This window comes from Burkholderia sp. FERM BP-3421 (genome assembly GCF_028657905.1).
In the GTDB taxonomy this organism is placed as follows: Bacteria; Pseudomonadota; Gammaproteobacteria; order Burkholderiales; family Burkholderiaceae; genus Burkholderia.
In genome coordinates this window covers 2876618-2901155 of record NZ_CP117782.1, presented here as the reverse complement: position 1 = coordinate 2901155, position 24538 = coordinate 2876618, and the positions used below count along the sequence as shown (strand labels likewise).

25 protein-coding genes are annotated in these 24538 nt (G+C 69.0%); 11 read left to right on the top strand and 14 right to left on the bottom strand.

Translation table 11 applies throughout. The annotated features are described in order from the left end of the window. Window positions 1-131: 131 nt before the first annotated feature. The 8 genes from Bsp3421_RS29105 to Bsp3421_RS29070 form a co-directional block, all read right to left on the bottom strand. Window positions 132-1532: an amino acid permease gene (locus Bsp3421_RS29105; RefSeq protein WP_273999541.1), complete on the bottom strand. Its 1401-nt coding sequence runs from the start codon at window positions 1530-1532 to the stop codon at window positions 132-134. A gap of 173 nt (window positions 1533-1705) precedes the next feature. Then, window positions 1706-2362 carry a response regulator transcription factor RqpR gene (gene rqpR, locus Bsp3421_RS29100; RefSeq protein ID WP_273999540.1) on the bottom strand — a complete coding sequence of 219 codons (657 nt, stop codon included), beginning with the start codon at window positions 2360-2362 and terminating at the stop codon, window positions 1706-1708. Between the two features lie 9 nt (window positions 2363-2371). Next, window positions 2372-3199, bottom strand: coding sequence for a sensor histidine kinase (locus Bsp3421_RS29095; RefSeq protein ID WP_273999538.1), 828 nt, complete (start codon window positions 3197-3199; stop codon window positions 2372-2374). 412 nt (window positions 3200-3611) lie between these two features. Beyond that, on the bottom strand, window positions 3612-4382 hold the full coding sequence (locus tag Bsp3421_RS29090) for a ferredoxin--NADP reductase (protein WP_273999536.1): 771 nt from the start codon (window positions 4380-4382) through the stop codon (window positions 3612-3614). Between the two features lie 190 nt (window positions 4383-4572). Then, window positions 4573-5217, bottom strand: a complete 645-nt coding sequence (locus Bsp3421_RS29085) for a LysE family translocator (RefSeq protein ID WP_273999534.1) — start codon at window positions 5215-5217, stop codon at window positions 4573-4575. 70 nt (window positions 5218-5287) lie between these two features. Next, window positions 5288-6097, bottom strand: coding sequence for an endonuclease/exonuclease/phosphatase family protein (locus Bsp3421_RS29080; RefSeq protein ID WP_273999532.1), 810 nt, complete (start codon window positions 6095-6097; stop codon window positions 5288-5290). Between the two features lie 6 nt (window positions 6098-6103). Further along, window positions 6104-6649, bottom strand: coding sequence for a hypothetical protein (locus Bsp3421_RS29075; RefSeq protein ID WP_443111544.1), 546 nt, complete (start codon window positions 6647-6649; stop codon window positions 6104-6106). Window positions 6650-6724: 75 nt separating this feature from the next. Beyond that, window positions 6725-7432: a nitroreductase gene (locus tag Bsp3421_RS29070; protein ID WP_273999530.1), complete on the bottom strand. Its 708-nt coding sequence runs from the start codon at window positions 7430-7432 to the stop codon at window positions 6725-6727. 223 nt (window positions 7433-7655) lie between these two features. Between Bsp3421_RS29070 and Bsp3421_RS29065 the strand changes: the two genes are divergently transcribed. From Bsp3421_RS29065 to Bsp3421_RS29050, 4 genes are all read left to right on the top strand, one after another. Beyond that, window positions 7656-8633: an AAA family ATPase gene (locus tag Bsp3421_RS29065; RefSeq protein WP_273999529.1), complete on the top strand. Its 978-nt coding sequence runs from the start codon at window positions 7656-7658 to the stop codon at window positions 8631-8633. Between the two features lie 69 nt (window positions 8634-8702). Continuing rightward, a complete protein-coding gene (locus Bsp3421_RS29060) occupies window positions 8703-9818 on the top strand; it encodes an NAD(P)/FAD-dependent oxidoreductase (protein ID WP_273999528.1) in 1116 nt (371 codons plus the stop codon). A 136-nt stretch (window positions 9819-9954) separates the two neighbouring features. Next, window positions 9955-10266: a high-potential iron-sulfur protein gene (locus Bsp3421_RS29055; RefSeq protein WP_273999527.1), complete on the top strand. Its 312-nt coding sequence runs from the start codon at window positions 9955-9957 to the stop codon at window positions 10264-10266. 172 nt (window positions 10267-10438) lie between these two features. Further along, window positions 10439-11749, top strand: a complete 1311-nt coding sequence (locus tag Bsp3421_RS29050) for an MFS transporter (protein ID WP_273999526.1) — start codon at window positions 10439-10441, stop codon at window positions 11747-11749. Between the two features lie 73 nt (window positions 11750-11822). Here the strand turns inward: Bsp3421_RS29050 and Bsp3421_RS29045 are convergent, their stop codons facing one another. Beyond that, window positions 11823-12089, bottom strand: a complete 267-nt coding sequence (locus Bsp3421_RS29045) for a hypothetical protein (protein ID WP_273999525.1) — start codon at window positions 12087-12089, stop codon at window positions 11823-11825. Between the two features lie 57 nt (window positions 12090-12146). Here Bsp3421_RS29045 and Bsp3421_RS29040 point away from each other — a divergent pair, with 57 nt between their 5' ends. The 6 genes from Bsp3421_RS29040 (at window position 12147) to Bsp3421_RS29015 (ending at window position 19041) form a co-directional block, all read left to right on the top strand. Continuing rightward, complete coding sequence (locus Bsp3421_RS29040) at window positions 12147-13775, top strand: ABC transporter substrate-binding protein (RefSeq protein WP_273999524.1); 1629 nt, start codon at window positions 12147-12149, stop codon at window positions 13773-13775. Window positions 13776-13889: 114 nt separating this feature from the next. Then, window positions 13890-14900 carry an ABC transporter permease subunit gene (locus Bsp3421_RS29035; protein ID WP_273999523.1) on the top strand — a complete coding sequence of 337 codons (1011 nt, stop codon included), beginning with the start codon at window positions 13890-13892 and terminating at the stop codon, window positions 14898-14900. A 4-nt stretch (window positions 14901-14904) separates the two neighbouring features. Next, complete coding sequence (locus tag Bsp3421_RS29030) at window positions 14905-15822, top strand: ABC transporter permease subunit (protein WP_273999522.1); 918 nt, start codon at window positions 14905-14907, stop codon at window positions 15820-15822. A gap of 84 nt (window positions 15823-15906) precedes the next feature. Further along, window positions 15907-16902 carry an ABC transporter ATP-binding protein gene (locus tag Bsp3421_RS29025; RefSeq protein WP_273999520.1) on the top strand — a complete coding sequence of 332 codons (996 nt, stop codon included), beginning with the start codon at window positions 15907-15909 and terminating at the stop codon, window positions 16900-16902. Next, the gene (locus Bsp3421_RS29020) at window positions 16899-17903 is read left to right on the top strand and encodes a peptide ABC transporter ATP-binding protein (RefSeq protein ID WP_273999519.1); all 1005 of its coding nucleotides are present in this window, start codon (window positions 16899-16901) and stop codon (window positions 17901-17903) included. Before Bsp3421_RS29025 ends, Bsp3421_RS29020 begins: the two co-directional genes overlap by 4 nt. After that, complete coding sequence (locus Bsp3421_RS29015) at window positions 17896-19041, top strand: TraB/GumN family protein (RefSeq protein ID WP_273999518.1); 1146 nt, start codon at window positions 17896-17898, stop codon at window positions 19039-19041. The genes Bsp3421_RS29020 and Bsp3421_RS29015 overlap by 8 nt, the downstream gene beginning before the upstream one ends. 431 nt (window positions 19042-19472) lie before the next feature. Here Bsp3421_RS29015 and Bsp3421_RS29010 read toward each other — a convergent pair whose 3' ends face one another. The 5 genes from Bsp3421_RS29010 to pxpB all read right to left on the bottom strand — a co-directional run bounded on the left by Bsp3421_RS29010 (window position 19473) and on the right by pxpB (window position 23869). Next, window positions 19473-20429: a DUF979 domain-containing protein gene (locus tag Bsp3421_RS29010; protein WP_252982494.1), complete on the bottom strand. Its 957-nt coding sequence runs from the start codon at window positions 20427-20429 to the stop codon at window positions 19473-19475. Next, complete coding sequence (locus tag Bsp3421_RS29005) at window positions 20426-21145, bottom strand: DUF969 domain-containing protein (protein ID WP_273999515.1); 720 nt, start codon at window positions 21143-21145, stop codon at window positions 20426-20428. Before Bsp3421_RS29005 ends, Bsp3421_RS29010 begins: the two co-directional genes overlap by 4 nt. A 188-nt stretch (window positions 21146-21333) precedes the next feature. Then, complete coding sequence (gene pxpA / locus Bsp3421_RS29000; RefSeq protein ID WP_273999513.1) at window positions 21334-22098, bottom strand: 5-oxoprolinase subunit PxpA; 765 nt, start codon at window positions 22096-22098, stop codon at window positions 21334-21336. Window positions 22099-22145: 47 nt separating this feature from the next. Further along, a complete protein-coding gene (locus Bsp3421_RS28995; protein WP_273999512.1) occupies window positions 22146-23216 on the bottom strand; it encodes a biotin-dependent carboxyltransferase family protein in 1071 nt (356 codons plus the stop codon). Further along, the gene (gene pxpB, locus Bsp3421_RS28990) at window positions 23213-23869 is read right to left on the bottom strand and encodes a 5-oxoprolinase subunit PxpB (protein ID WP_273999510.1); all 657 of its coding nucleotides are present in this window, start codon (window positions 23867-23869) and stop codon (window positions 23213-23215) included. The genes Bsp3421_RS28995 and pxpB overlap by 4 nt, the downstream gene beginning before the upstream one ends. A 149-nt stretch (window positions 23870-24018) precedes the next feature. On the opposite strand from pxpB, the gene Bsp3421_RS28985 reads away from it, so the two are divergent. Next, window positions 24019-24531 (top strand): winged helix DNA-binding protein, encoded by a 513-nt coding sequence (locus Bsp3421_RS28985; protein WP_273999509.1) that lies wholly within the window; start codon window positions 24019-24021, stop codon window positions 24529-24531. Window positions 24532-24538 lie beyond the last annotated feature (7 nt).

Genomic DNA, 24538 nt, shown 5'->3' with positions numbered 1-24538 from the left:
GGCCGTCCGATGGCGCGATTATGAACCGCCCGCCGCGACGCTGCAGGCGCAGGCCGCGCCGGCCAAAAAAACGGCGCCGCCGCCGAAGCGGGGCGCCGTGGCCCGGGGCGCGAGGCGCCCTCGGCGGCCGGTCAGTGCGGGTTGCCGTGCGCGAGCTTCGAGCGGCTGCGCGAGTACGCGAAGTACACGACGAGGCCGATCGCGAGCCACACGAGGAACGCGACCCAGGTGACCCATTGCAGGTTCAGCATCAGGAACAGGCAGGCCGCGACCGCGAGCAGCGGCACGACCGGCACGCCCGGGCAGCGGAACGCGCGCGGCAGGTCCGGATGGGTCCGGCGCAGCACCAGCACCGCGATCGACACCATCGAGAACGCCGCGAGCGTGCCGATGTTGATCAGTTCCGCCAGCACGTTGAGCGGGATCAGCGCGGCGATCAGGCCGAAGAACAGGCCGACCAGCCAGGTGGTGAGGAACGGCGTCGCGAAGCGCGGATGCACGCTCGACAGCGCGCCGGGCAGCAGGCCGTCGCGCGACATCGCGAAGATGATGCGGGTCTGGCCGTAGCTCATCACGAGGATCACGGTCAGCATGCCCAGCACCGCGCCGAGGTCGATGAAGCCCGCGACCCAGCGCTCGCCCGCCGCCTGCAGCGCGTACGAGATCGGGTGCGAGATGCTCGCGTACTGCGCGGACGGCACGATGCCCGTCGCGACGCCGGCCACCGTCACGTACAGCACGGCGCACACGGCGAGCGAGGCGATGATGCCGATCGGCAGGTCGCGTTTCGGATTCTTGACTTCCTCGGCCGCCGACGACACCGCGTCGAAGCCGATGAACGCGAAGAACATCACCGCGGCCGCGCCGAACACGCCGTTCCAGCCGTGCGGCATGAACGGGGTCCAGTTGGCGGGCTTGACGTGGAACACGCCGACCGCGATCACGAGCAGCACCACCGAGACCTTCACGAACACCATGATGTTGTTGACGCGGGTCGACTCGCGGATGCCGACCGACAGCAGTGTCGTGATCACCAGCATCACGAGGAACGCGGGCAGGTTGAAGTAGGTGGTGACGCCGGGGATCGCGCCGGGCGCGGCGCTGAGCGCGGCCGGCAGCGAGACGCCGAAGCCCTGCAGCAGCGACTGCAGGTAGCCCGACCAACCGACCGACACGGCCGAGGCCGCGAGCCCGTATTCGAGCATCAGGTCCCAGCCGATGATCCAGGCGGCCAGCTCACCGAGGGTCGCGTACGAATACGTGTAGATCGAGCCGGCGACCGGGATGGTCGACGCGAATTCCGCGTAGGACAGCGCAGCGAGGCCGCACGCGATGGCGGCGATCACGAAGGCCAGCATCAGCGCGGGGCCGGCCTGCACGGCGCCCGTGCCGGTCAGGACGAAGATGCCGGTGCCGATGATCGCGCCGATCCCGAGGAACGTGAGGTCGAGCGCGCCGAGGGCTTTCTTGAGCCCCGCGGCATGCGCACTGGCGATCATGTGATCGACGTTTTTCTTGCGGAAGAGAGACATTGCGGATGGATGACCTGAGGCGCGCCAGGCGCGCGTCGGATAGTGGAAAATCCGTAATTTTAACGGATAAGGGCTGCGCCGCCGAGTTCCGCGATGCCGGCGCGCGATGGAGCCGGCATTGAATCATCCAATGAAAACAGATGCTTGCGCGCGCAACAACGGCGCGCGGCGTTTCACGCGCCGATCTGCGGATTCATGTCGACGAGCCGATTGCTCATGACATAGAACGTCAGCTCGGCATTGTTCGACAATTTCATCTTTTCCAGCAGCCGCGTGCGGTACACGCTCACGGTCTTGACCGACAGCGACAGCGTGTGCGCGATATCGGTCAGGCGCTTGCCGGACGCGAGCATGCACAGGGTCTGGTACTCGCGGTCCGAGAGCTTCTCGTGCGGCAGCGGTTCGTTCTCGAACGACACGTATTCGGCGAGCGCCTCGGCCATCGCCGGGCTCACGTACTTGCGTCCGGCGGCGACCTGCTGGATCGCGGAGATCATCTGCGCGGCGTTGACGGTCTTCGACAGATAACCTGCCGCGCCCGCCTTGAGCGCGCGCACGGCGTACTGATCCTCGCGGTACATCGAGAACATCAGCACCGGCGTGCGCGGCAGCTTGCGCTTGATGCGCTTGAGCACCTCGATGCCGTTCATGTCGGTGAGCGAGATGTCGAGCAGGATCACGTCGTAGGCGGCCTTGTCGATCGCGGCGACCGCTTCGCAGCCGGTTTCCGCCTCCGCCACTTCGCGTGCGATGCCGCGGTCGATCAGCAGTTGCCGGATGCCTTGGCGGACGATGGCGTGATCATCGACGAGCAGGATGTGCAGGGTCATGACGGCGCCTCACGAATGCTGGATGCTGCGGGGAGCGCACTCGGCCGGGCTCAGCGCGGCCCAGTCGAAGCGCGCGCGCAGGGTCGTGCCGCGGCCGGCGCGCGACGCGCCGACCTCGAGCGCGCCGCCGAATGCCTCGCAGCGCACGCGCATGCCGCGCAGGCCATGCCCGACGCGGCCGCGGGGCGCGCCCAGGCCGACGCCGTCGTCGCTGACGGCGAGCACGAGATGGTGCTCCTCGGCCTCGATCCGCACGTCGGCGGCGCGGGCGCGCGCATGCTTCGCGGTGTTGGCGAGCGCTTCCTGCGCGACGCGGAACACGGCGAGCGCGCCGCTCGCGCTCAGGTGCGCGATGCGCGCGTCGGCGATGCAGATGAAGCTGGTGCGCAGGCCGGTGCGCTCCGAGTAAGCGCCGATCCAGGCCGACAGCGTGCCGACGAGGCCGGTATCAAGCCCGGGCGCGTCCTGGTCGGTGATCAGGCGGCGATTGGTGTCGGATGCGGCGTCGAGCGCCTGCTGGGCCAGCGCGAGCGCGCGCCGGCATCCCTCCGGCGCATCGGCCGGCAGCCAGGTGTCAACGTTTGCGAGCGCAAATCGAGCAGCGGTCAGGTCGGCGCCGAGGCTGTCATGCAGCTCGCCCGCGAAGTGGCGGCGGGCGGATTCGCCCGCGGCGACCAGTTCGGCGGCAAGCTGCCCGACGCGCGTTTCGAGCGCGGCGATCGTGGCGTGCGTGACAGCGGGATGAAAGGTGGTGGGGGGGCGAACGTCGCCGGCAATCGATTGCGGAGACGGGGACGGGGAGTTCGCGCCGGCCGACGCGCTATACGGCGTATCCATGACTCTCCCTTGTCAGAAAGCTGAGCAGATATCCGTTGCCAGCAGCATCGATCGCGGTTGCGAAGGCGAAACTACTGTAAGGGATTTGCCAGATAGCGGAGTAACAAAATTTACACTTAGTAACATTTGATCCGGCCCTGATAGCACACTTTCCGATTACCTCTATGCGCCGCGCATGATATCCCAGAATTATAGGAAAAGTCATACCAGCCGTTGGTTTAACCGCACACATCCCGTCTCGGGATGTACCCGATGTAGGAAAAACACCGACAGACCGTGGGTAGAGGGTGGCATCGGAGTTGTAACTATTTTGAGATGCCAAGATGACGCCTTGTTACGACTTTGCCAAGGCCCCAAATAAAAAAACCGGAGCGCGCGGCTCCGGTTCTTGATGCAGATTAACTAACGGGGTTCAATCAACGAAGGCCCGCTCGATCACGTAGTGGCCCGGCGCGCTGTTCTTCCCTTCGACGAGCCCGGCCTGCTTCAGCAGCTCCGTGGTGTCGCGCAGCATCGCGGTGCTGCCGCACAGCATCACGCGGTCGTGTTCCGGCGAGAACGCGGGCAGGTCCAGGTCGGTGAACAGCTTGCCCGTCGCGATCAGGTCGGTGATGCGGCCCTCGTTCTCGAATTCCTCGCGGGTGACGGTCGGGTAATAGACGAGCTTTTCCTTGATGATGTCGCCCAGGTACTCGTGGCCCGGCAGGTCGTGCTTGATGTAATCCATATAGGCCAGCTCGCCCTTCAGGCGGCAGGTGTGCGTGAGCACGATCTTGTCGAAGCGGTCGTAGATCTCCGGATCGCGGATGATCGACATGAACGGCGCGAGGCCCGTGCCCGTCGACAACAGCCACAGGACCTTGCCCGGCAGCAGGTTGTCGGCGATCAGCGTGCCCGTCGGCTTCTTGCCGATCAGCACGGGGTCGCCGACCTTCAGGTGCTGCAGGCGGGAGGTCAGCGGGCCGTCCTGCACCTTGATGCTGAAGAACTCGAGGTGCTCCTCGTAGTTCGGGCTGACGATGCTGTACGCGCGGGCCAGCGGCTTGCCGTCGACTTCCAGGCCGACCATCGTGAATTCGCCGTTGTTGAAACGGAGGCTCTGCTCGCGGGTGCAGGTAAAGCTGAACAGCGTGTCGGTCCAGTGGTGGACGGATTGGACGATAGCGGTGTCGTATTTGCTCATGGCTTCGGAATCGGGCGAAAAACGAGGGCACCGGCCCGATCCGCGGACCGGCCGATGGCGGGCGGGAACGCACGCCTACTCGATAACAGACGAATGGGAAACTCGTTATTTTACCTTGCTTGGCGCGCCCGCGTGGCGGACCCGGGCGCGACCGGGGGAAGCCGGCCGGGCGAGCGCGTCGGCGCGGGCCTCAGCGGTCGGCCGCGAGCTTCGCGCCGAGGCCCACGAGCGCCGCGCCGCACAGCGCGTCGAGCGGCCGGCGCACGCGCCGGTAACCGGCCTGCGCGCGCGCGCTCGCGAACAGCAGCGCGACGCTGAGATACCAGCCGGCCGACAGCGCGCCGATCGTCACCAGCACGGCGCCGTCGAACCACGTCGGCACGCGGGCGGGCAGCATCGCGGCGAACACGCTGGTCCAGAACGCGCAGGACTTGGGATTGGTGAGACAGGTGAAGAGCCCGGTGCGGTACGCGCGCAGATAGTCCGCCGGCCGCGCCGGCCCGGCAGGGACGCCGGCCGTTTCGTCCGGCGCGGCCGGGCCGGGCCGTGCGCTCGCGCGCAGCAGCTTGGCGCCGAAGTAGACCAGGTAGAGCGCGCCCGCGATCCGGATGCCCTCGTAGAGCCACGCGACCTGATGCAGCAGCGCGGACAGCCCGAGCAGCGCGAGGCTCGCCCAGATCACCGACGCGGTGCCGACGCCGCATGCCGAGGCGGCCCCGAGGCCGCGCCGGCCGGCGAGCGACAGTTGCGACACCATGAAGAAATTCGGCCCCGGCGTGATGGCGGCGACCAGGTAGACGACGGCGATTTGCAGCAGGATCGGCAGGTAGCTCATGGCGCGGCGCGGAACGGACGGAACGGGGGCAAGCCGCTACTGTAACGCGCCGCCGCCGCGCCCGCGCGCATCAGTCGAGCCGCAGCCGCGCGATGTACGGCAGGTGGTCGGACAGCCACGCGGCTTCCTGCCCGGGCGCGCTCCATTCGAGCGGCGTGAGGCCGCGCACGAACATCTTGTCGAGCGCGAGCGCGGGCGAGAACGCGGGGAACGTGCGGCCGGATTCGCCGAGCAGCGTCGCGACCTCCGTCATCCCGATCTCGCCGAACAGCGGCACGGAATCGTTGCGCCAGTCGTTGAAGTCGCCCGCCAGCATGAGCGGGCCGGTGCGCGCGTGGCGGTCGATCCAGTGCGCGATCCAGTTCATCTGGCGCAGGCGCGCGGCGCGCGTGAGCGCGAGGTGCGCGCACAGCAGCGTGACGGGCTGCGCGCCCGCGAGCGTCGCGCGCGCGACGAGCAGCCCGCGCCGTTCGAAGCGGTGCGCGGAGATGTCCCAGCGGCCGCCGAGGTCGAGCGGATGCGGCGACAGGATCGCATTGCCGTGCCGCCATGACGGCTTGAACACATTGGGGCCGAGCGCGATCTGCCAGTCGAGCGCGCGGGCGATCTCGGTCGCCTGGCAATGCCAGACGTCGTCGAGCGCATCGTCCATCGGCGCGCCGAAGCCGGGGGCGAGCACCGGGCGCGGCAGGCGGCGCGCCATCGCTTCCTGCAGGAAGTACACGTCGGCGTGGGTCGACTGCATCCAGTTGCGCATCGCGTTCCACGCGGTGAAGCCGAGCGGCGAGCGGCCCTTGTGCAGGTTCCAGCTGACCGCGGTGATCTCGTTGGCGGGCGCGGCCTGCGGCGCGGCGAACGGACGAAGGTCGGGCGTGGCCATGACGGCTCAGTCCTGCGCGGTGCGCGCGCGCACGCGGTAGACGAGGCGCGGATCGCGCTCGGCCACGACCCAGTCGGTCCAGTCGTCGGCGCGCACGTTCAGGCCCGGGTGGCTCGCGACGATCTGGCGCGTGGCCGCGACGCAGCCGCCGCTGTCGTGCGACGACGTGTCGGCGAGGGTGTCCTGCGTGTCGATCGCGAGCGCGATCGAGGCGCCCTCGACGTAGAGCGGCGCGACCGTCACGGTGCGCGACGGCTCGGGCTGCGCGCCGGCGGCCGAGGCGGCCGCCGATGCCGCGCAGCCGGCGGGCGTCGTGCGGTGCGTGTCGGTGCGGGTCTGGCCGACCGTGGTGCGATGCTCGAACGTATCGATCGTCTGGCCGTCGCGCACCACCTGGATCTGCCAGTCCACGACGGGCGGCGCACCGCTCTGCGCGAGCACGGCGAGCGAGACGGCGGCGAGCGCGCCGGCAACGCAGGTTCTGAGCATGACGAGGTGGCGCGAACGCCGGATAAAGAAGCAGGGAGTCATCTTACGCTTGTACGAAAGCAACGAACGCCGGGATGCGGCGCACGGGGGCGGAGCAGGCCGGACGAGGAGAACAGGTGGGGCGTCGCGCCGGCATCTTCAAGCGAAGAAGCGGGTGAACTCGGTCACCTCGGCGCGTTCGGTGACGAGCTGGTTCGCGCGCGCGCCGGGGTCGGCGTAGCCGAGCGACATGCCGCACACGAGCTGTTCGTGCGCCGGAACCGCCAGGTGCGCGGCGATGACGCCGTGGAACGGCGTGAACGCCGCCTGCGGGCAGGTGTCGAGGCCGCGTGCGCGGGCCGCGATCATGATGCTCTGCAGGAACATCCCGTAGTCGAGCCAGCCGCCTTGCGTCATCAGGCGGTCGATCGTGAAGAACAGCGCGACGGGCGCGTCGAAGAAACAGAAGTTGCGCGCGAGCTGCGCATGCATGCGCGCGTGGTCGCCGCGCGCGATGCCGAGGAGCCCGTACAGGTCCCAGCCGATCTTGCGGCGGCGCTCCAGGTACGGCGAGCGCCATTCGCGCGGGTAATAGGGGTATTCCGCAGCATATTTCGCGTCGCGCGCGGGATCGTCGTGCGCGGCGGTCAGCGCGGCCGCCAGGGTGTCGCGGGTCGCGCCCGTCGCCGCGTAGACGCGCCACGGCTGGAGGTTGCTGCCCGACGGCGCGCGGCTCGCGGCCGCGAGGATCGCCTCGAGCGTCGCGCGCGGCACCGGCGTGGGCAGGAAGGCGCGGACCGAGCGGCGCGAGGCGAGGGCGGCGTCGACGGCGCGCAGCGCGTCGTCGGAGGGGGAAGGGTCGGACATCGGCGATTCCTGAAGCGGCGGCGCGGCCCGCGCGCCGGACCCGACGGCCCGCCCGCGGCCCGCACGGCGAAGCTTCGATGATACGCGCGGCGCGCGCCGCGTGCAGCGGCGCGCCGGTGTCAGCAGCAGACGCGGTCGGCTGCTGGCTTGCGCGCGCGGGCGGGCCCGCTACACTGAAATCGAAGGGGTCCGATGGATGGACGACGGCGGGAAGAGGTGGGCGATGACGACGGCGATGGTGAGGCAGGAACTGGCGGTCGCGTCGTTCAGCACGGTCTACGATCTCGAGCGGGTGGAGACGGCGCTGAACGACCTGAACGAAGGCGCGAGCGATGCGCTGCGCGCGACCTACGAGAAGATGCTGAAGACGGGCAACCTGCGCTTCTGCGTGAAGCCGAACCGGATGCCGGCCTTCGACGAGCTGGTCGACGCGCTGCCGAACTTCGCCGCGCCGCTCGACGACGTGCGCAAGCAGGTCGCGCTGTGCCTCGAAACCGAGGATCGGCTCGAACTGATGCCGATCCTGCTGCTCGGCGCGCCGGGCATCGGCAAGACCCATTTCGCGAAGGCGCTCGCGCAGCTGCTCGGCACCGCGTACCACTACGTGCCGATGAGTTCGCTGACGGCCGGCTGGATCCTGTCGGGCGCGTCGTCGCAATGGAAGAACGCGAAGCCGGGCAAGGTGTTCGACGCGCTCGTCAACGGCAGCTACGCGAACCCGGTGATCACGGTCGACGAACTCGACAAGGCTGGCAGCGACGCTCAGTACGATCCGCTCGGCGCGCTGTACGCGCTGCTCGAGCACGATACCGCGCGCGCGTTCATCGACGAGTTCGCGGAGGTGCCGATCGATGCGGGCAACGTGATCTGGATCGCGACCGCGAACGACGCGCAGGCGATTCCCGAGCCGATTCTCAACCGCATGAACGTCTACGAGATCGAGCCGCCCGACGCGGCGGGCGCGCGGCGCATCGCGCGCGCGATCTACGGCGAGATCCGCGAGGCGCACGCCTGGGGCCGGCGCTTCCCGGAGGCGCCCGACGCCGCCGTGCTCGACGTGCTCGCGGCGCTGCCGCCGCGCGCGATGCGGCGCGCGCTGCTGCACGCGTTCGGCGCGGCGCGCCTCGACGGCCGCGACGCGGTGGCGCCGCACGACATCCGCGCGGAGGGCGGCGGGCGGCGGCGTCCGATCGGTTTCTGAGCCGGGATCGGCAGTGCTGCGCCGCACGACGTACAATCGGGGCTCTGCTTTCGTGCGCGAGCGACGCGAATGACAATGGAGCGGATTGACTGTGTGGTGATCGGGGCCGGCGTGGTCGGCCTGGCGATTGCACGGGAACTGGCGGCCCGCGGCCGCGAGACGCTGATCCTCGAGTCCGCCGACGCGATCGGCACCGGCACGAGCTCGCGCAACAGCGAGGTGATCCATGCGGGGCTCTACTATCCGCGCGGTTCGCTGAAGGCGGCGCTGTGCGTGCACGGCCGCGATCTCCTGTATCACTTCTGCGAAACCCACCATGTACCTCACCGGCGCTGCGGCAAGCTGATCGTCGCCGCGAATCCCGCGCAGCTCAAGCAGATGAAGTCGATCGCCGCGCGCGCCGAAGAAAACGGCGTGCTCGACCTGCTGCCGCTGTCGCGCGACGAGGTGCAGGCGCTCGAACCCGAACTCGAATGCATCGGCGCGCTGTTCTCGCCGAGCACGGGCATCGTCGACAGCCACCAGCTGATGCTCGCGCTGCTCGGCGACGCCGAGCGCGGCGGCGCGGCGTGCGCGCTGCAGTCGCCCGTCGAGACCATCGACGCGACGCGCGGCGGCGACTTCGTGGTGCGCACGGGCGGCGCGGAGCCGGCCGAGTTCGGCGCGGGCTGCGTGATCAACTGCGCGGGGCTGGGCGCCCAGGCGCTCGCGCGGCGCATCACGGGGCTCGATCCGCGCTGGGTGCCGCCGCTCTATCTGGCGCGCGGCAATTACTTCAGCCTCGCGGGGCGCGCGCCGTTCTCCCACCTCGTCTATCCGATGCCCGACCGGGCCGGGCTCGGCGTGCACCTCACGCTCGATCTCGGCGGCCAGGCGCGTTTCGGCCCCGACGTCGAGTGGATCGACACGCTGCGCTACGACGTCGATCCGCATCGCGCGCAGGCGTTCTACGCGGCGATCCGCGGCTACTGGCCGGGCCTGCCCGACGGCGCGCTGCAGCCGGCCTACGCGGGGATCCGGCCGAAGATCGCCGGGCCGGGCGAGCCGGCCGCCGATTTCATGATCCAGGGGCCGGCGCAGCACGGCGTGCGCGGGCTCGTGAACCTGTACGGCATCGAGTCGCCGGGGCTGACCGCCGCGCTCGCGATCGCGCAGCGGGTCGGCGAGTTCGCGGCGCGCGCGTAGCCGGGGCGCGCCCGGGCGGCGTGCGCCGCGGCTTATCTCCGGAATTGGGGGCGCACGCAGGGGACTTGAGGGGTATGCTTGTGCGCTGCTGCCGCCAGAGCAGCACAACACCCACAATATGTCGGAGCAAGTTCCCATGAAAACGTCTCGCCGGAGTTTCCTGATTTCGAGCGTGGGCGCCGTGTCGGCGCTCGCCTTGTCGCGCCAGGCGCTGGCCGATGCGCCGCTGCTGGCCGAAACCGATCCGACCGCGGCCGCGCTCGGCTACAGGGCCGATGCGACCAAGGTCGACAAGGCCAAGTATCCGAGGTACGCGGCCGGCCAGGATTGCGCGGCCTGCATGCTGTACCAGGGCAAGAAGGGGGCGGCCTCGGGCCCGTGCGGCGCCTTCGCGGGCAAGCAGGTGTCGGCGAAGGGCTGGTGCAGCGCCTTCACGAAAATGGCGTGACGCCCGCGGCGCATCGCGCCGTGCACGACCTGAAGAGCGCCCGTCATGAAACGATGACGGGCGTTTTTTTATTGCTTGAAAACGATTCCGGTGCTTTCTACACTCGCTGCACGACAGACGAGCGGTGCGCCGCGACAATGCGCACGCCATGGAATCGACGGGTGGGGGAGGCATGGCATCGGTGGCGGATTCGACGAGGATGGCGGGCCGGACGCTGAACCGGCGCGCGGTGGTGGCGGCGGTGATCGGCAATGCGCTCGAATGGTACGACTTCACCGTGTTCAGTTTCATGGCGGTGGTGATCGCCGCGCTGTTCTTTCCGACTCACGACGAATACGCGTCCCTGCTGCTGACCACGGCCACCTTCGGCGTGGCCTTCGTGATGCGCCCGATCGGCGGCGTCGTGCTCGGGCTCTACGCCGACCGGGCGGGGCGCAAGGCGGCGCTGTCGCTCGTGATCCTGCTGATGACGGTGGGCATGTTCCTGCTCGCGGTCGCCCCGACCTACGCGGCGATCGGCATCGGCGCGCCGCTCCTGATCGTGTTCGGGCGGCTGTTGCAGGGCTTCTCGGCGGGCGGCGAATTCGGCAGCGCGACCGCGCTGCTGATCGAGGCGGCGCCGTTCTCGAAGCGCGGCTTCTACGGCAGCTGGCAGATGGCGAGCCAGGCGTCGGCGTTCCTGATCGGCGCGCTGGTCGGCGCGGCCGTCACGCGCGGGCTCTCGACCGAGGCGCTGCATGCGTGGGGCTGGCGCGTGCCGTTCCTGCTCGGGCTCGTGATCGGACCGGTCGGCTTCTACATCCGCCGGCATCTCGCCGATTCGGAGGCGTTCCTGCACGGGCGCCAGAGCGCGCGGCGCGCCACGCTGCGCGAGGTGTTCGCCTCGCACGGGCGCGAAGTCGTCTGCGGGCTGGGCTCGGTGGTCGCGCTGACGGTGACGATCTACATCCTGATCGGTTATCTGCCGACCTTCGCGGTCAAGCAGCTCAAGCTGCCCTATGCGCAATCGTTCTACGCGGTGATCGTCGGCAACCTGCTGCTCACCGTGCTGTCGCCCGTCGCGGGCGCCTGGTCCGACCGGATCGGCCGCAAGGGGCTGTCGCTGTGGTCGCTCGGCCTCACGCTCGTGCTCATCTATCCGCTGTTCGTGTGGCTCGACGCGGCGCCGAGCATCACGCGCCTCGTGATCGTGCAGGCGGTGCTGTCGGTCACGCTGGCCGGCTACTACGGGCCGTTCGGCGCGATGATCGCCGAACTGTTCCCCGCTCATATCCGGTCGACCGGCCTGTCGCTGGCCTACAACGTCGCGGTGATGCTGTTCGGCGGCTTCGGACAGTTCGTCGTGACCTGGCTGATCCAGGCGACCGGCACGCCGCTCGCGCCGACCTACTACGTGATGGCCGGGCTCGCCTTGTCGATCGTCGCGGTGGCGTTCGTGCCCGCGCGCTCGGCGGACCTCGATTCGGGGCGGCGGCCGGCTTGAGCGTCGGCATTGATGACGCGGCGGGGGTGGGCGAACGCAGGCGCGCGATGCATGACCTGCGCCCGGTCTAAAATCATCGTCGATGAAAAAGTGATAAACAAAAAGCAAAAAGGCGCTTAAACAAAGAAAATCCGGTCATAGCGCAAAATGCTGCGGACAAAATAAACGGGACTCGCGCGCAAAATGACATGACGATGGCGCGAGTTGTCGCCGGATGCTTGTCAGGCAAGCGGGCCGGGGCAGGCCGGCCGGCCGCGCGATAAAAGCCTTTTACCGCTCCCGCCGCAATTCGCTCCGCATCGCGAATTTTCTCCAGCTTGTTTCCCGATCGAAAGCTCAAGTAATATCCGCCTACGCTGGCCCCAGGCCAGCCCCGAACTGGAGACTTGGAGGAAACATGGAACATAACCGTCTGTTGCGCGCACTGCGTGTTACCGCCATCGCGGGCGTCGCAGCGGCATCGCTCGGCATCGCGGGCTCCGCATTCGCGCAGATCCCGAACAAAACGCTCGTCTACTGCTCAGAAGGCAGCCCGTCGGGTTTCGATTCCGCGCAGTACACCACCGGCGTCGATTTCACCGCCGCCACCTTCACGGTCTACAACCGCCTCGTCGAGTTCGAGCGCGGCGGCACCAAGGTCGAGCCCGGCCTCGCCGAGAAGTGGGACGTCTCGCCCGACGGCAAGGTCTACACGTTCTCGCTGCGCCACGGCGTCAAGTTCCATACCACCGACTACTTCAAGCCCAGCCGCGAATTCAACGCGGACGACGTCGTGTTCACGTTCCAGCGCATGCTCGATCCGAACCAGCCGTTCCGCAAGGCCTACCCGGCGTCGTTCCCGTACTTCACCGACATGGGCCTCGACAAGCTGATCACCAAGGTCGAGAAGGTCGACCCGTACACGGTCCGCTTCGTCCTCGCGGAGCCGAACGCGCCGTTCATCCAGAACATGGCGATGGAATTCGCGTCGATCCTGTCGGCCGAGTACGCGGACCAGCTGCTCAAGGCGGGCAAGGCCGCCGACATCAACCAGAAGCCGATCGGCACCGGCCCGTTCGTGTTCCGCAGCTACACGAAGGACGCGACGATCCGCTTCGACGGCAATCCCGACTACTGGAAGAAGGGCGAGGTGAAGCTCGCGAAGCTGATCTTCTCGATCACCCCCGACCCGGGCGTGCGCGTGCAGAAGATCAAGCGCAACGAGTGCCAGGTGATGATCTATCCGCGCCCCGCCGACATCGCGACCCTCAAGGCCGAGCCGAGCGTCGACATGCCGTCGCAGGCCGGTTTCAATCTCGGCTACGTCGCCTACAACGTCCAGCACAAGCCGCTCGAGAAGCTCGAGGTGCGGCAGGCGCTCGACATGGCGATCAACAAGAAGGCGATCCTCGAATCCGTCTACCAGAGCGCGGGCCAGGCCGCCGATGCGCCGATGCCGCCGACCCAATGGTCGTACGACAAGAACCTGAAGGCCGCGCCGACCGACCTCGCGAAGGCCAAGGCGCTGCTCGCGAAGGCCGGCCTCGCGGGCGGCTTCGACATCACGCTGTGGGCGATGCCCGTGCAGCGCCCGTACAACCCGAACGCGCGCCTGATGGCCGAGATGATCCAGGCCGACTGGGCGAAGATCGGCGTGCGCGCGAAGATCGTCTCGTATGAGTGGGGCGAGTACATGAAGCGCTCCCACGCGGGCGAGCACGACACGATGCTGATCGGCTGGACGGGCGACAACGGCGATCCCGACAACTGGCTCGGCACGCTGCTCGGCTGCGAGGCCGTCAAGGGCAACAACTTCTCGAAGTGGTGCTACAAGCCGTTCGACGACCTGGTCCAGAAGGGCCGCGTGACCTCGGGCCAGGACGCCCGCACGAAGATCTACATGCAGGCGCAGCAGATCTTCGCGCAGCAGCTGCCGTTCTCGCCGATCGCGAACTCGACCGTCTACCTGCCGGTGCGCAAGAACGTCGTCGACATGCGCATCGAGCCGCTCGGCTACCTGCGCTTCGACGGCGTCGGCGTCAAGTAAGGCGCGGCGGGTAAGCTGTTCCCATCGGCTGGACGATAACCATCCGGCGACGGGGGGCCTGACGCTCCCCGTCGCCGGTCGCACATTTCCCCCCAAGAAAACTCGAGACGCCTCATGTTCCGATTTGTCTTGCGCCGCATCGGGATGGTGATTCCGACCTTCATCGGCATCACCATCCTTGCGTTCGCGCTGATTCACCTGATACCGGGCGATCCGATCGAAGTGATGATGGGCGAGCGCGGCGTCGACCCCGCGATGCACGCCGAGGCGATGCATCGCCTCGGGCTCGACGAGCCGCTGCCGACCCAGTACCTGCACTACGTCGGCCGTGCGCTGCACGGCGACCTCGGCACCTCGATCATCACCAACACCAGCGTGATGAGCGAGTTCCTCGCCCGTTTCCCCGCCACCGTCGAGCTGTCGCTGTGCGCGCTGCTGTTCGCGCTCGCCGTCGGCCTGCCGGCCGGCGTGATCGCCGCGCTGCGGCGCGGCACGCTGGTCGACCACGGCGTGATGGGCACGGCCCTCACCGGTTATTCGATGCCGATCTTCTGGTGGGGCCTCATCCTCATCATGGTGTTCTCGTCGTACCTCGGCTGGACCCCGGTGTCCGGCCGCATCGCGGTCGAATACGAGATCCCGCACGCCACCGGCTTCATGCTGATCGACACGCTGCTGTCCGGCGACGAAGGCGCGTTCGCGTCGGCGGTCAGCCATCTGATCCTGCCCGCGATCGTGCTCGGCACGATCCCGCTCGCGGTGATCGCGCGCATGACGCGCTCCTCGATGCTCGAGGTGCTGCGCGAGGACTACATCCGCACCGCGCGCGCGAAGGGCCTGTCGCCCGGCCGCGTGATCGTCGTGCATGCGCTGCGCAACGCGCTGATCCCGGTCGTCACCGTGATCGGCCTGCAGGTCGGCACGCTGCTGGCCGGCGCGGTGCTGACCGAAACCCTGTTCTCGTGGCCCGGCGTCGGCAAGTGGCTGATCGATGCGATCGGCCGCCGCGACTATCCGGTCGTGCAGGGCGGCATCCTGTTGATCGCGACGCTCGTGATCGTCGTGAACCTGGTCGTCGACCTGCTGTACGGCGTGTTGAACCCGCGCATCCGTCATACGAGGTAATGCCATGAGCAATCTGCAAAACGCCATGCCGGGCCGGGTCGCGCCGGCGAGCGGCCGGGCGCTCGCGCTGCGCGAGTTCTGGGCCAATTTCTCCCGCAACCGTGGCGCGGTCGGCGCGGGCCTCGTCGTGTTCGTGCTGATCTTCGTCGCGCTGTGCGCGCCGCTGATCGCGCCGCACAGCCCGATCGAGCAGTACCGCGACTACGTGAAGATCCCGCCCGCGTGGCTCGCGGGCGGCAACTGGCAGTTCGTGCTCGGCACCGACGAGGCGGGCCGCGACATCCTCTCGCGCCTGATGTATGGCGCGCGCATGTCGTTCTGGATCGGCTTCGTGTCGGTCGTGCTCGCGCTGATCCCGGGCATCGTGCTCGGGCTCGTCGCCGCGTTCTTCCAGAAGTGGGCCGACACGCCGGTGATGCGCGTGATGGACGTGCTGCTCGCGCTGCCGTCGCTGCTGCTCGCGGTCGCGGTGGTCGCGATCATCGGGCCGGGGCTCACCAATACGATGTTCGCGATCGCGATCGTCGCGCTGCCGGGCTATGTGCGCCTGACGCGCGCCTCCGCGCTCGGCGAGCTGCAAAAGGAATACGTGACCGCGTCGCGCGTCGCGGGCGCCGGCACGCTGCGCCTGATGTTCTCGCAGGTGCTGCCGAACTGCACGGCGCCGCTGATCGTGCAGGCCACGCTCGGCTTCTCGTCGGCGATCCTCGACGCGGCCGCGCTCGGCTTCCTCGGCCTCGGCGTACAACCGCCGACCGCCGAGTGGGGCGCGATGCTCGCCTCCGCGCGCGACTACATCGACAACGCCTGGTGGATCGTCACGATGCCCGGCCTGTCGATCCTGATTTCGGTGCTCGCGATCAACCTGCTCGGCGACGGGCTGCGCGACGCGCTCGACCCCAAACTCAAACGGATGGCCTGAGATGAAACGACTCCCAAGCTTGTTGTGCGCGCGGCCCCGAGGGGGCGCGGCCATCCTGGACGGGACGGCGCGGCGGAGGGCGGCATGAGCGATCTTCTGAGCATCCGCAATCTCGCGGTGAACTTCAACGGCCTGCCCGCGGTCGACCGGATCAACCTGTCGATCGCGCCGGGCGAGGTGGTCGGCGTGGTCGGCGAATCCGGCTCGGGCAAGAGCGTGACGATGATGGCGCTGATGGGCCTGATCGACGCGCCCGGCGTCGTCACCGCCGACGAGGTCACGTTCAACGGCGTCGACCTGCTCAAGGCAGGCCCGAAGGCGCGGCGCCGGATCATCGGCAAGGACATCGCGATGGTGTTCCAGGATGCGCTGACGAGCCTGAACCCGAGCTACACGGTCGGCTACCAGATCAAGGAGGTGCTGAAGCTGCACGAGGGGCTGCGCGGCGATGCGCTCAAGCGGCGCGCGCTCGAGCTGCTCGACCAGGTCGGGATCCCCGATGCGAAGAACCGCATCGACACCTTCCCGCACCAGATGTCGGGCGGCATGAACCAGCGCGTGATGATCGCGATGGCGGTGGCGTGCAATCCGAAGCTGCTGATCGCCGACGAACCGACCACCGCGCTCGACGTGACCATCCAGGCCCAGATCATGGACCTGCTGGTGCGGCTGCAGAAAGAGCGCGGCATGGCGCTCGTGCTGATCTCGCACGATCTCGCGGTGGTGTCCGAGGTCGCGCAGCGGGTTGCCGTGATGTATGCGGGCGAGGTGATCGAGACCAACCGGGTGCCCGACATCTTCGCGTCGCCGCATCACCCGTATACTGAGGCGCTGCTGGCCGCGATTCCCGAGCACAACGCGGGCGCGCGCCGGCTGGCCGCGCTGCCGGGGATGGTGCCGGGCCGCGACGACCGGCCGGGCGGCTGCCTGTTCGCGCCGCGCTGCAAGTACGTGGCCGACGGCTGCACGAAGGCGCGTCCCGCGCTCGACGTGCTCGTCGCCGGCAACGACGCGATGCGCGCGCGCTGCATCAAGCCCTTGAACCTGCATGCGATCGGCACACCGGGAGGCGCACGATGAACGCAGTACCAGCAACGTCCCGCGACGACGTCGTGCTCGTCGCCGATCAGCTCGCGAAGCATTATTCGGTGCGTCGCGGCATGTTCGGGCAGGGCACCGTGAAGGCGCTCAACGGCGTGTCGTTCCAGCTGAAGCGCGGCAAGACGCTTGCCGTCGTCGGCGAATCGGGTTGCGGCAAATCGACGCTCGCGCGCCAGCTGACCTTGATCGAGCCGCCCACCTCGGGCCGCCTGTCGATCGACGGCCGCGACGTCGCCGGCGCGGACCGCGCGACGATCGCCGGGCTGCGCCGCCGCGTGCAGATGGTGTTCCAGAATCCGTTCGCGTCGCTGAATCCGCGCAAGACCGTCGAGCAGACGCTCGGCGAGCCGCTCGCGATCAACACGCCGCTGTCGGCCGCCGAGCGCGCGCAGCGCATCGCCGAGATCATGCGCACGGTCGGGCTGCGTCCCGAGCATGCGAAGCGCTATCCGCACATGTTCTCGGGCGGGCAGCGCCAGCGCGTCGCGATCGCGCGCGCGATGATCCTCGATCCGCAGATCGTCGTCGCCGACGAGCCGGTGTCCGCGCTCGACGTGTCGATCCAGGCGCAGATCCTCAATCTGTTCATGGACCTGCAGGAACAGTTCGGCACCAGCTACGTGTTCATCTCGCACAACCTCGCGGTGGTCGAGCACATCGCCGACGAAGTGATGGTGATGTATTTCGGCAGCGTCGCGGAAGTGGGCGACAAGCAGACGCTCTACGCGCGGCCGCGCCATCCGTACACGCGCTCGCTGATGTCGGCGACGCCCGCGATCTTCGAGTCGGATCGCAGGATCCAGATCAAGCTCGAGGGCGAGCTGCCGTCGCCGCTCAATCCGCCGTCGGGCTGCGCGTTCCACCAGCGCTGCCCGTATGCGGCCGCGCGCTGCCGGGCCGAGGTGCCGGCGTTGCGCGAGGTCGACGGCCGGCTCGTGGCGTGCCATCGCGCCGAGGAAGTAGGGGAGGTGAATGCCTGAAGCAGGAGCGGCGCGCCGGTTCGCGCGCCGTATGCGTTGCGCCGGCGCCCGCGTGATGCGGGCCCGCCGGCAGGCCCGGCGCTGGCGCATCCGCGCGCTCGCCGGGCTGCTGCTCGCCGGTGCGTGCGCGGCGGCCGGCGTGCTGACGCCGGTGCGGCCCGCCCATGCGAGCGGCGCGGCCGCCGCGAACGCGCCGCTGCATCCCGCGCAGATCCCGCCGCCCGGCCTGTCGCTGCCGGGCTTCCACGCGCCGCCCGCCACGACCAATGGCACGGTGTCGAGCGGCGCGGTGCGCACCCAGCCCGCACGCATGCCGTTCTACGTCGCGACCAAGGGCAAGCTCACGCTCTACGTGCTCGGCACGCTGCATATCGGCGACCCCGCCGACTATCCGCCGACCCTGCCGTTCCGCCGGACGATCCTGGCCGCGCTCGCCGCATCGCCGACCCTCGCGCTCGAACTGTCGCCGGACGACCTGCTCGAATCGCAGGACGACGTATCGAAGTACGGCGTGTGCCGCTACGAATGCCTGCCGAAGCTGCTGCCCGAGCCGTTGTGGCAGAAGCTCGCGAATCGCCTGCACGGGAATCCGGCGGCGCTCGCGGGGATCCGCCGGATGCGCCCGTGGCTCGCGGCGCTGGTGGTCGAAACCTATGATTCGCTGTCGGCCGGCTTGCAGACGGAATACGGCACCGAGGCGCAATTGCAGAACGTGTTCCTGGGCAAGAAGGGCGGCAAGGTGGTCGGCCTCGAAACGCTGGCCGAGCAGATGCGCGCGTTCACCGGGCTCACGCTCGCGGAGCAGCGCGAAATGCTCGCGCAGGACATGGTGCAGACGCCCGCGCAGAACGCGGCCGACGTGAAGGCGCTGCATCGACTGTGGCGAATTGGCGACGCCGATGCGCTCGCCGCATGGGCGACCGCGAAGACCGAGCGGCTCGCGCGCGTGAGGGCGGTGGCGGAGCGCATCGACGGCAAGATCCTGTACGAGCGCAACCGGCGCTTCGTGGTCCGCATGACGCAGATCGCCGCGCCGAACCGGCCGGTGTTCGTTGCGATCGGCGCGCTGCATCTCGGCGGCCTGAAAGGCGTGCTCGAACTGTTGCGTCAGCAAGGTTGGCGGATCGACGCCGGCTGACGCATCGGGACATTCCCCCGGTTGTCGATGAATCGCGTTTCAGTAATTGACACCCCCGCGGGCAAAATCTATTCTCCACTCCACAACGTTTTCAAATCGACAAAAGCACTACGGGGAAGCACCAGAAAAACAGCGCGGGGTTGGCGTTGCCGGCACGTATCGACGTGCCGGCGGCGTTCGGTCTGCATGCAGGCGGGGCCACATCAAAATGAATCGCATGCGGGCACGTGCAGCTTGATCTGAACGTTCCGCCGTCTGGCCGGGGGGAGGTCGTACCGGATGGCGGCGGACGCGTTTTGATCCGCGATGCGCAGCGGGCCACGAATAAGGGTGACGTCTTTCGATGTCACATTTAAGGATGGCTGATTGATTCGCCACATCGTGTTCGAAAAAAAGCGCCGGTTCGGCGCTTTTTCTTTTTCCGCGCGCGTTCACCGGAACATCAGGATATTCAGCAGAACGATGTTGGCGGCGAGGATCGCGAGCGCGGTCGGCACCTGCACCTTGATCACGGCGTTCTTGTCCGGCAGTTCGAGCAGCGCGGCGGGCACCATGTTGAAGTTCGCTGCCATCGGCGTCATCAGCGTGCCGCAGTAGCCGGAGAACATGCCGATCGCGACCATCACCGCCGGGTCGCCGTGGAACACGTTGACGAGGATCGGCACGCCCACGCCGCCCGTCATCACCGGGAACGCGGCGAAGCCGTTGCCCATCACCATCGTGAACAGCGCCATCCCGATGCAGTACACGGCCACCGCGACGAGGCGGAAGTCGACGCTGATATAGGCGGTGGTCAGGTGCGCGACCGCCTTGCCGACGCCCGCGTCCGCGAACACGAGCCCGAGCATGCCGAGCAGCTGCGGCAGCACCGCGGCCCAGGACAGCGCGTCGACGAGGCGGCGCGTTTCGCGCAGCGACTGGCCGACCGTGTCGCGGGTCAGCGCGCAGGCGAGCGCGAGCGCGGCCACGCAGCCGATGCCGAAGCCGACCAGCGTGGCGTTCTTCGGATCGATCAGCGGCGCGCCCGCGACGTGCAGGTGCGGGGCCGCGAGCGTCACCACGACCGTCACGGCGGGAATGGTGAGCGCCGGCACGAACAGCCGGTTGCCGAGCCGCGCGGCGCTGGCGCGGCGCGCGTCGTCGGACAGCAACCGCGGCCGCGCGGCTGTCACGCCGCCGAAGCCGGCGATCAGCGCCATCACGATCACGAGCAGGCCGACCAGCTCGACGGGCAGGTGGTCGCCGACCAGGAACACCAGCGCATAGACGATCCAGAAGCCGCCCGCGGTGAAGCGGCGCGGATGGTCGCGATCGCTGACGATCATCGCGCCGACCGCGAGCAGCACGAGTCCGAGCAGCCAGAACAGATAGGTGAGGGTGAGCGTCATGCGCGGTCTCCCGACGGTGCGGCGGCGGCTCCGCCCAGCTCGCGCTCGAGCCGGCGGTCGAGCAGCCACAGCCGGAAGCCGTGGATCAGGAAGGCGCAGAGCGCGGTCGGGATGCCCCACAGCGCGACGTGCATCGGCTCGACGGCGATGCCCGCCTCCTTCAGGAAGGTCACCATCAGCACGATCGCGCCGAACGCGACGAAGATGTCCTCGCCGAAGAACAGGCCGACGTTGTCGGTGGCGGCCGCATACGCGCGCAGCCGGTGCCGGATCGATTCGGGCAGCGGGCCGTAGCGGTGCTCGGCCGCGCCCTCGGCCATCGGCGCGATCAGCGGCCGCACCATCTGCGGATGCCCGCCCAGGCCCGTGAGCCCGACCGCGGCCGTCAGCTCGCGCACCAGCAGGTAGACGATCAGCAGGCGGCCCGCGGTGGCCGCGCGGATCGTCGAGATCCACGCCTGCGCGCGCTCGCGCAGGCCGTGCCGTTCGAGCAGGCCGATCACCGCGAGCGGCAGCAGGATGATGAGCGGGATGTTGCGGGTCTTCAGGAAGCCGGCGCCGATCGCGGCGAGGATGCGATCTGGTGGAAAGTGGGCGCTCACGGCAGTCGCGATCGCGGCGGCGGTGACGATCAGCATCGGATTGAAACGCAGCACGAAGCCGAGGATGATCACGGCGACGCCGATCAGCGGCCATAGATTCACGGTGCTCTGCATGGACGATCTCCAAACTAGGGAAAAGGCGCCGGCCGCCGATGGCGGGCCGGCGCGCCGCGGCGCGCGACAGGGCCGCGCCGGCGCGCTTCAGCGGCTCTAACGGCCGCTTGAGGCTGCACGTCGCCGCGCGCGCCGCCGGAAGCGGCGCGCGACGGATAAAGCGAAAACCGGTTGGCGGCGGCTGCGCGTCAGGCGCGCGCGTCCGCGTGCAGCGCGTTGGGCGCGGCGATGTCGATGCCGGCGTGTTCGAGCGCCGCGCGGATGCGGCGCGCGAACGCGAGCGCATGCGGGCCGTCGCCGTGCAGGCAGACGGTCTGCGCGCTGAGCGGCACCCACTCGCCCGTGACCGCGCGCACCCGCTGGCCGCGCACCATCTCGAGCGTGCGCTCGAGCATCTCGTCTTCGTTTTCGATCAGCGCGCCGGGCTGGCTGCGCGGCACGAGCGAGCCGTCGGCGCGGTAGCCGCGGTCGGCGAATACTTCCTCGACCGCGCTGAGGCCCGCCTGCCGCGCCGCCGCGATGAAGCCGCTGTTGGCGAGGCCGAACACCGCCACCGACGGGTCGAAGTCATGGATCGCGGACACCACGGCGTCGGCGATCTGCGGGTCGCGCGCGGCCTGGTTGTAGAGCGCGCCGTGCGGTTTCACGTGCGCGATCCGGCCGCCCTCGGCCTGCGCGATCGCGGACAGCGCGCCGAGCTGGTACAGCACGCCCGCATAGATCTCGCCCGCCGGCAGGTCCATTTCCTTGCGGCCGAAGTTCTCGGGGTCGTGGAAGCTCGGGTGCGCGCCGATCGCGACGTTCTTCTCGACGGCCCAGCGCACGCAGTCGCGCATCGCCTGCGCGCCGCCCGCGTGCCAGCCGCACGCGATGTTGGCGGAACTCACGAGTTCGAGCAGCGCCTCGTCGGAGCCGCAGCCTTCGCCGAGATCGGCGTTCAGATCGATTTCCATGTTGTCCTCGTCAGGAGCCTGTTGTTGTCGGGATGGGCGGGCCGCCGTCACGCGGCCCGGGACTGCGCGCGTGCGCGCGCTTCTTCGTGCATGTCGATGGCCACGTCGATCTGCCGCAGGTACGCGCGCTCGGCCGCGAGCGCATCGCGCGCGGCGTCGGGCGTGGCGAGCACGAAGCGGATCGGCAGGTTCAGGCGCGCCTGCGCGAGTTTCCACAGATCGGCGCGGATCACCGAGCCGATCTTCGGATAGCCGCCCGTCGTCTGCGCATCATGCATCAGCACGATCGGCTGGCCGTTCGGCGGCACCTGGATCGTGCCGGGCAGCACCGCGTGCGACAGCAGGTCGTCGGACTTCGCGCGCGTCAGGGCGGTGCCCGAGAGCCGGTAGCCCATCCGGTTGCTGTTCGGGGTCACGAGCCATTCGTCGTCCCACAGCGCCTGCTGCGCGGCCGGCGTGAAGCTCGGATACTGCGGGCCGGGCAGCACCCGCACCGGCATCGCCCAGGCCGCGTGCGTGCTCTTGTGGCGGCGCGGCGCGTCGTCGAAGCGGGTGAAGGCGCACCAGGCGGGCGCCTTCACGCCGAATTCGCGCGCGTCGGGCGCGAGGCAGCCCGGCGTGTCGGCCGCGGGCGCGCCCACCGGCAAACGGTCGCCGTCGCGCAGCGCGCGGCCGCCGAGGCCGCCGTAGCGCGAGGCGAGGTCGGTGCTGCGCGAGCCGATCATCGGCAGCACGTCGATCCCGCCCGCGATGCACAGGTAGCCGCGCATCCCGCGTTTCGCGGCGGGCAGCACCAGGGTCTGGCCGGCCGCGACGGGCAGGCTCCACCACGAATAGACGGGCTGGCCGTCGAGCGTCGCGCCGAATTCGGTGCCGGTGATCGCGACCCGGGCCGCGCGCGGGAAGCGGAACGACGCGGGGCCGAGCGTGATCTCGACGGCCGCCGCGTCCGGCCGGTTGCCGACCAGCCGGTTGCCGACCTCGAGCGCGAGCGAGTCGAGCGCGCCGCCCTGCGCGACGCCCAGGTGGCGGAAGCCCTGCCGGCCGAGATCCTGCACCGTGGACAAGGGGCCGGCGCGCAGCACCTCGATGCTGCCTGCGGATGCGTGACGGTTCATCGGCGGGGGCCCTCCGCGATCGTGAAGCGGACCCGGTCGCCCGGCCGCAGCAAGGTGGGCGGCGTCTGCGCCGGGTCGAACAGCGGCAGCCGGGTGCGGCCGATCAATTGCCAGCCGCCCGGCGCGGCGGCCGGGTAGATGCCGGTCTGCGCGCCGCCGATGCCGACCGAGCCGGCCGGCACTTCGAGCCGCGGCGCGGCGCGGCGCGGCGTGTGGAGCGCCGGTTCGAGCCCGCCCAGGTAGCTGAAGCCCGGCTGGAAGCCGAGGAAGAACACCACGTAGCGGCCGGCCGCGTGACGCCGCACGACTTCGTCGGCCGACAGCCCGGTATGCGCGGCGACCGCGTCGAGATCGGGGCCGGATGCGCCGCCGTATTCCACCGGGATCTCGACCTCGCGGCCGTCGTCCGCGAGGTCGCCGGGCGCGTCCCAGGCCGCCTGCAGCAGCGGCAGCAGCGCGTCGGCGGAGGTGGCGAGCGGGTCGAACACAATGGTCAGGTTGTTCATGCCCGGCACGACGTCGACGACGTGCGGCCAGCCGCGCGCGGTGTCGGCGACGGCCCAGATGCGGCGCTGGCAGTCCAGGGTCGCGGGCGGAGGCGTTTCGCAGACCAGCGCGGAATCGCCGAGCGGATAGAGGCGGGGTGTGGTCATCGGTCCAGGATGCGGCAGGGCATCGATCAAGAATACATTGTCAATAAAATGTCGATAACTTCTCAATAAGCGTTTTTGCGGAGCAGGCGGCGCGGGGGTTCTGGCGTACACTGCGGCTCACCTTCGACCCGAGCCGGATTGTTTCCGCCATGCAGCGCGCACCGACCAAGATCGTGTCTTCCGAACATCTCGTCTCCGAGTCCAGCGCGGAATTATCCGAGCTGGAATATGGCCTCATCATGGCGAGCAACGCATTCAACCGCTGGATGGTGAGGTGCATGGCGGCCGCGGGCGCGAAGGACATGACGGCGGTCGAGGTGTCGCTGCTGCATCACGTGAGCCACCGCGAGCGCAAGAAGAAGCTCGCGGACATCTGCTTCGTCCTCAATATCGAGGATACGCATGTCGCGACCTACGCCCTCAAGAAACTTGTGGCCCGAGGGTATGTAAAAAGCGAAAAGACCGGCAAGGAGGTGTTCTTCTCGGCCACCCCGGCCGGTCGCGACCTGTGCCTCAAGTATCGCGAGGTGCGCGAGCATTGCCTGATCGAGACGCTCAAGGAAAGCGGCCTGACCAACGAGCAGATCGGCGAATCCGCGCAGCTTTTGCGCAACGCCTCGGGCCTCTACGACACGGCCGCGCGCGCGGCGGCGTCGCTGTAGCCGCGCG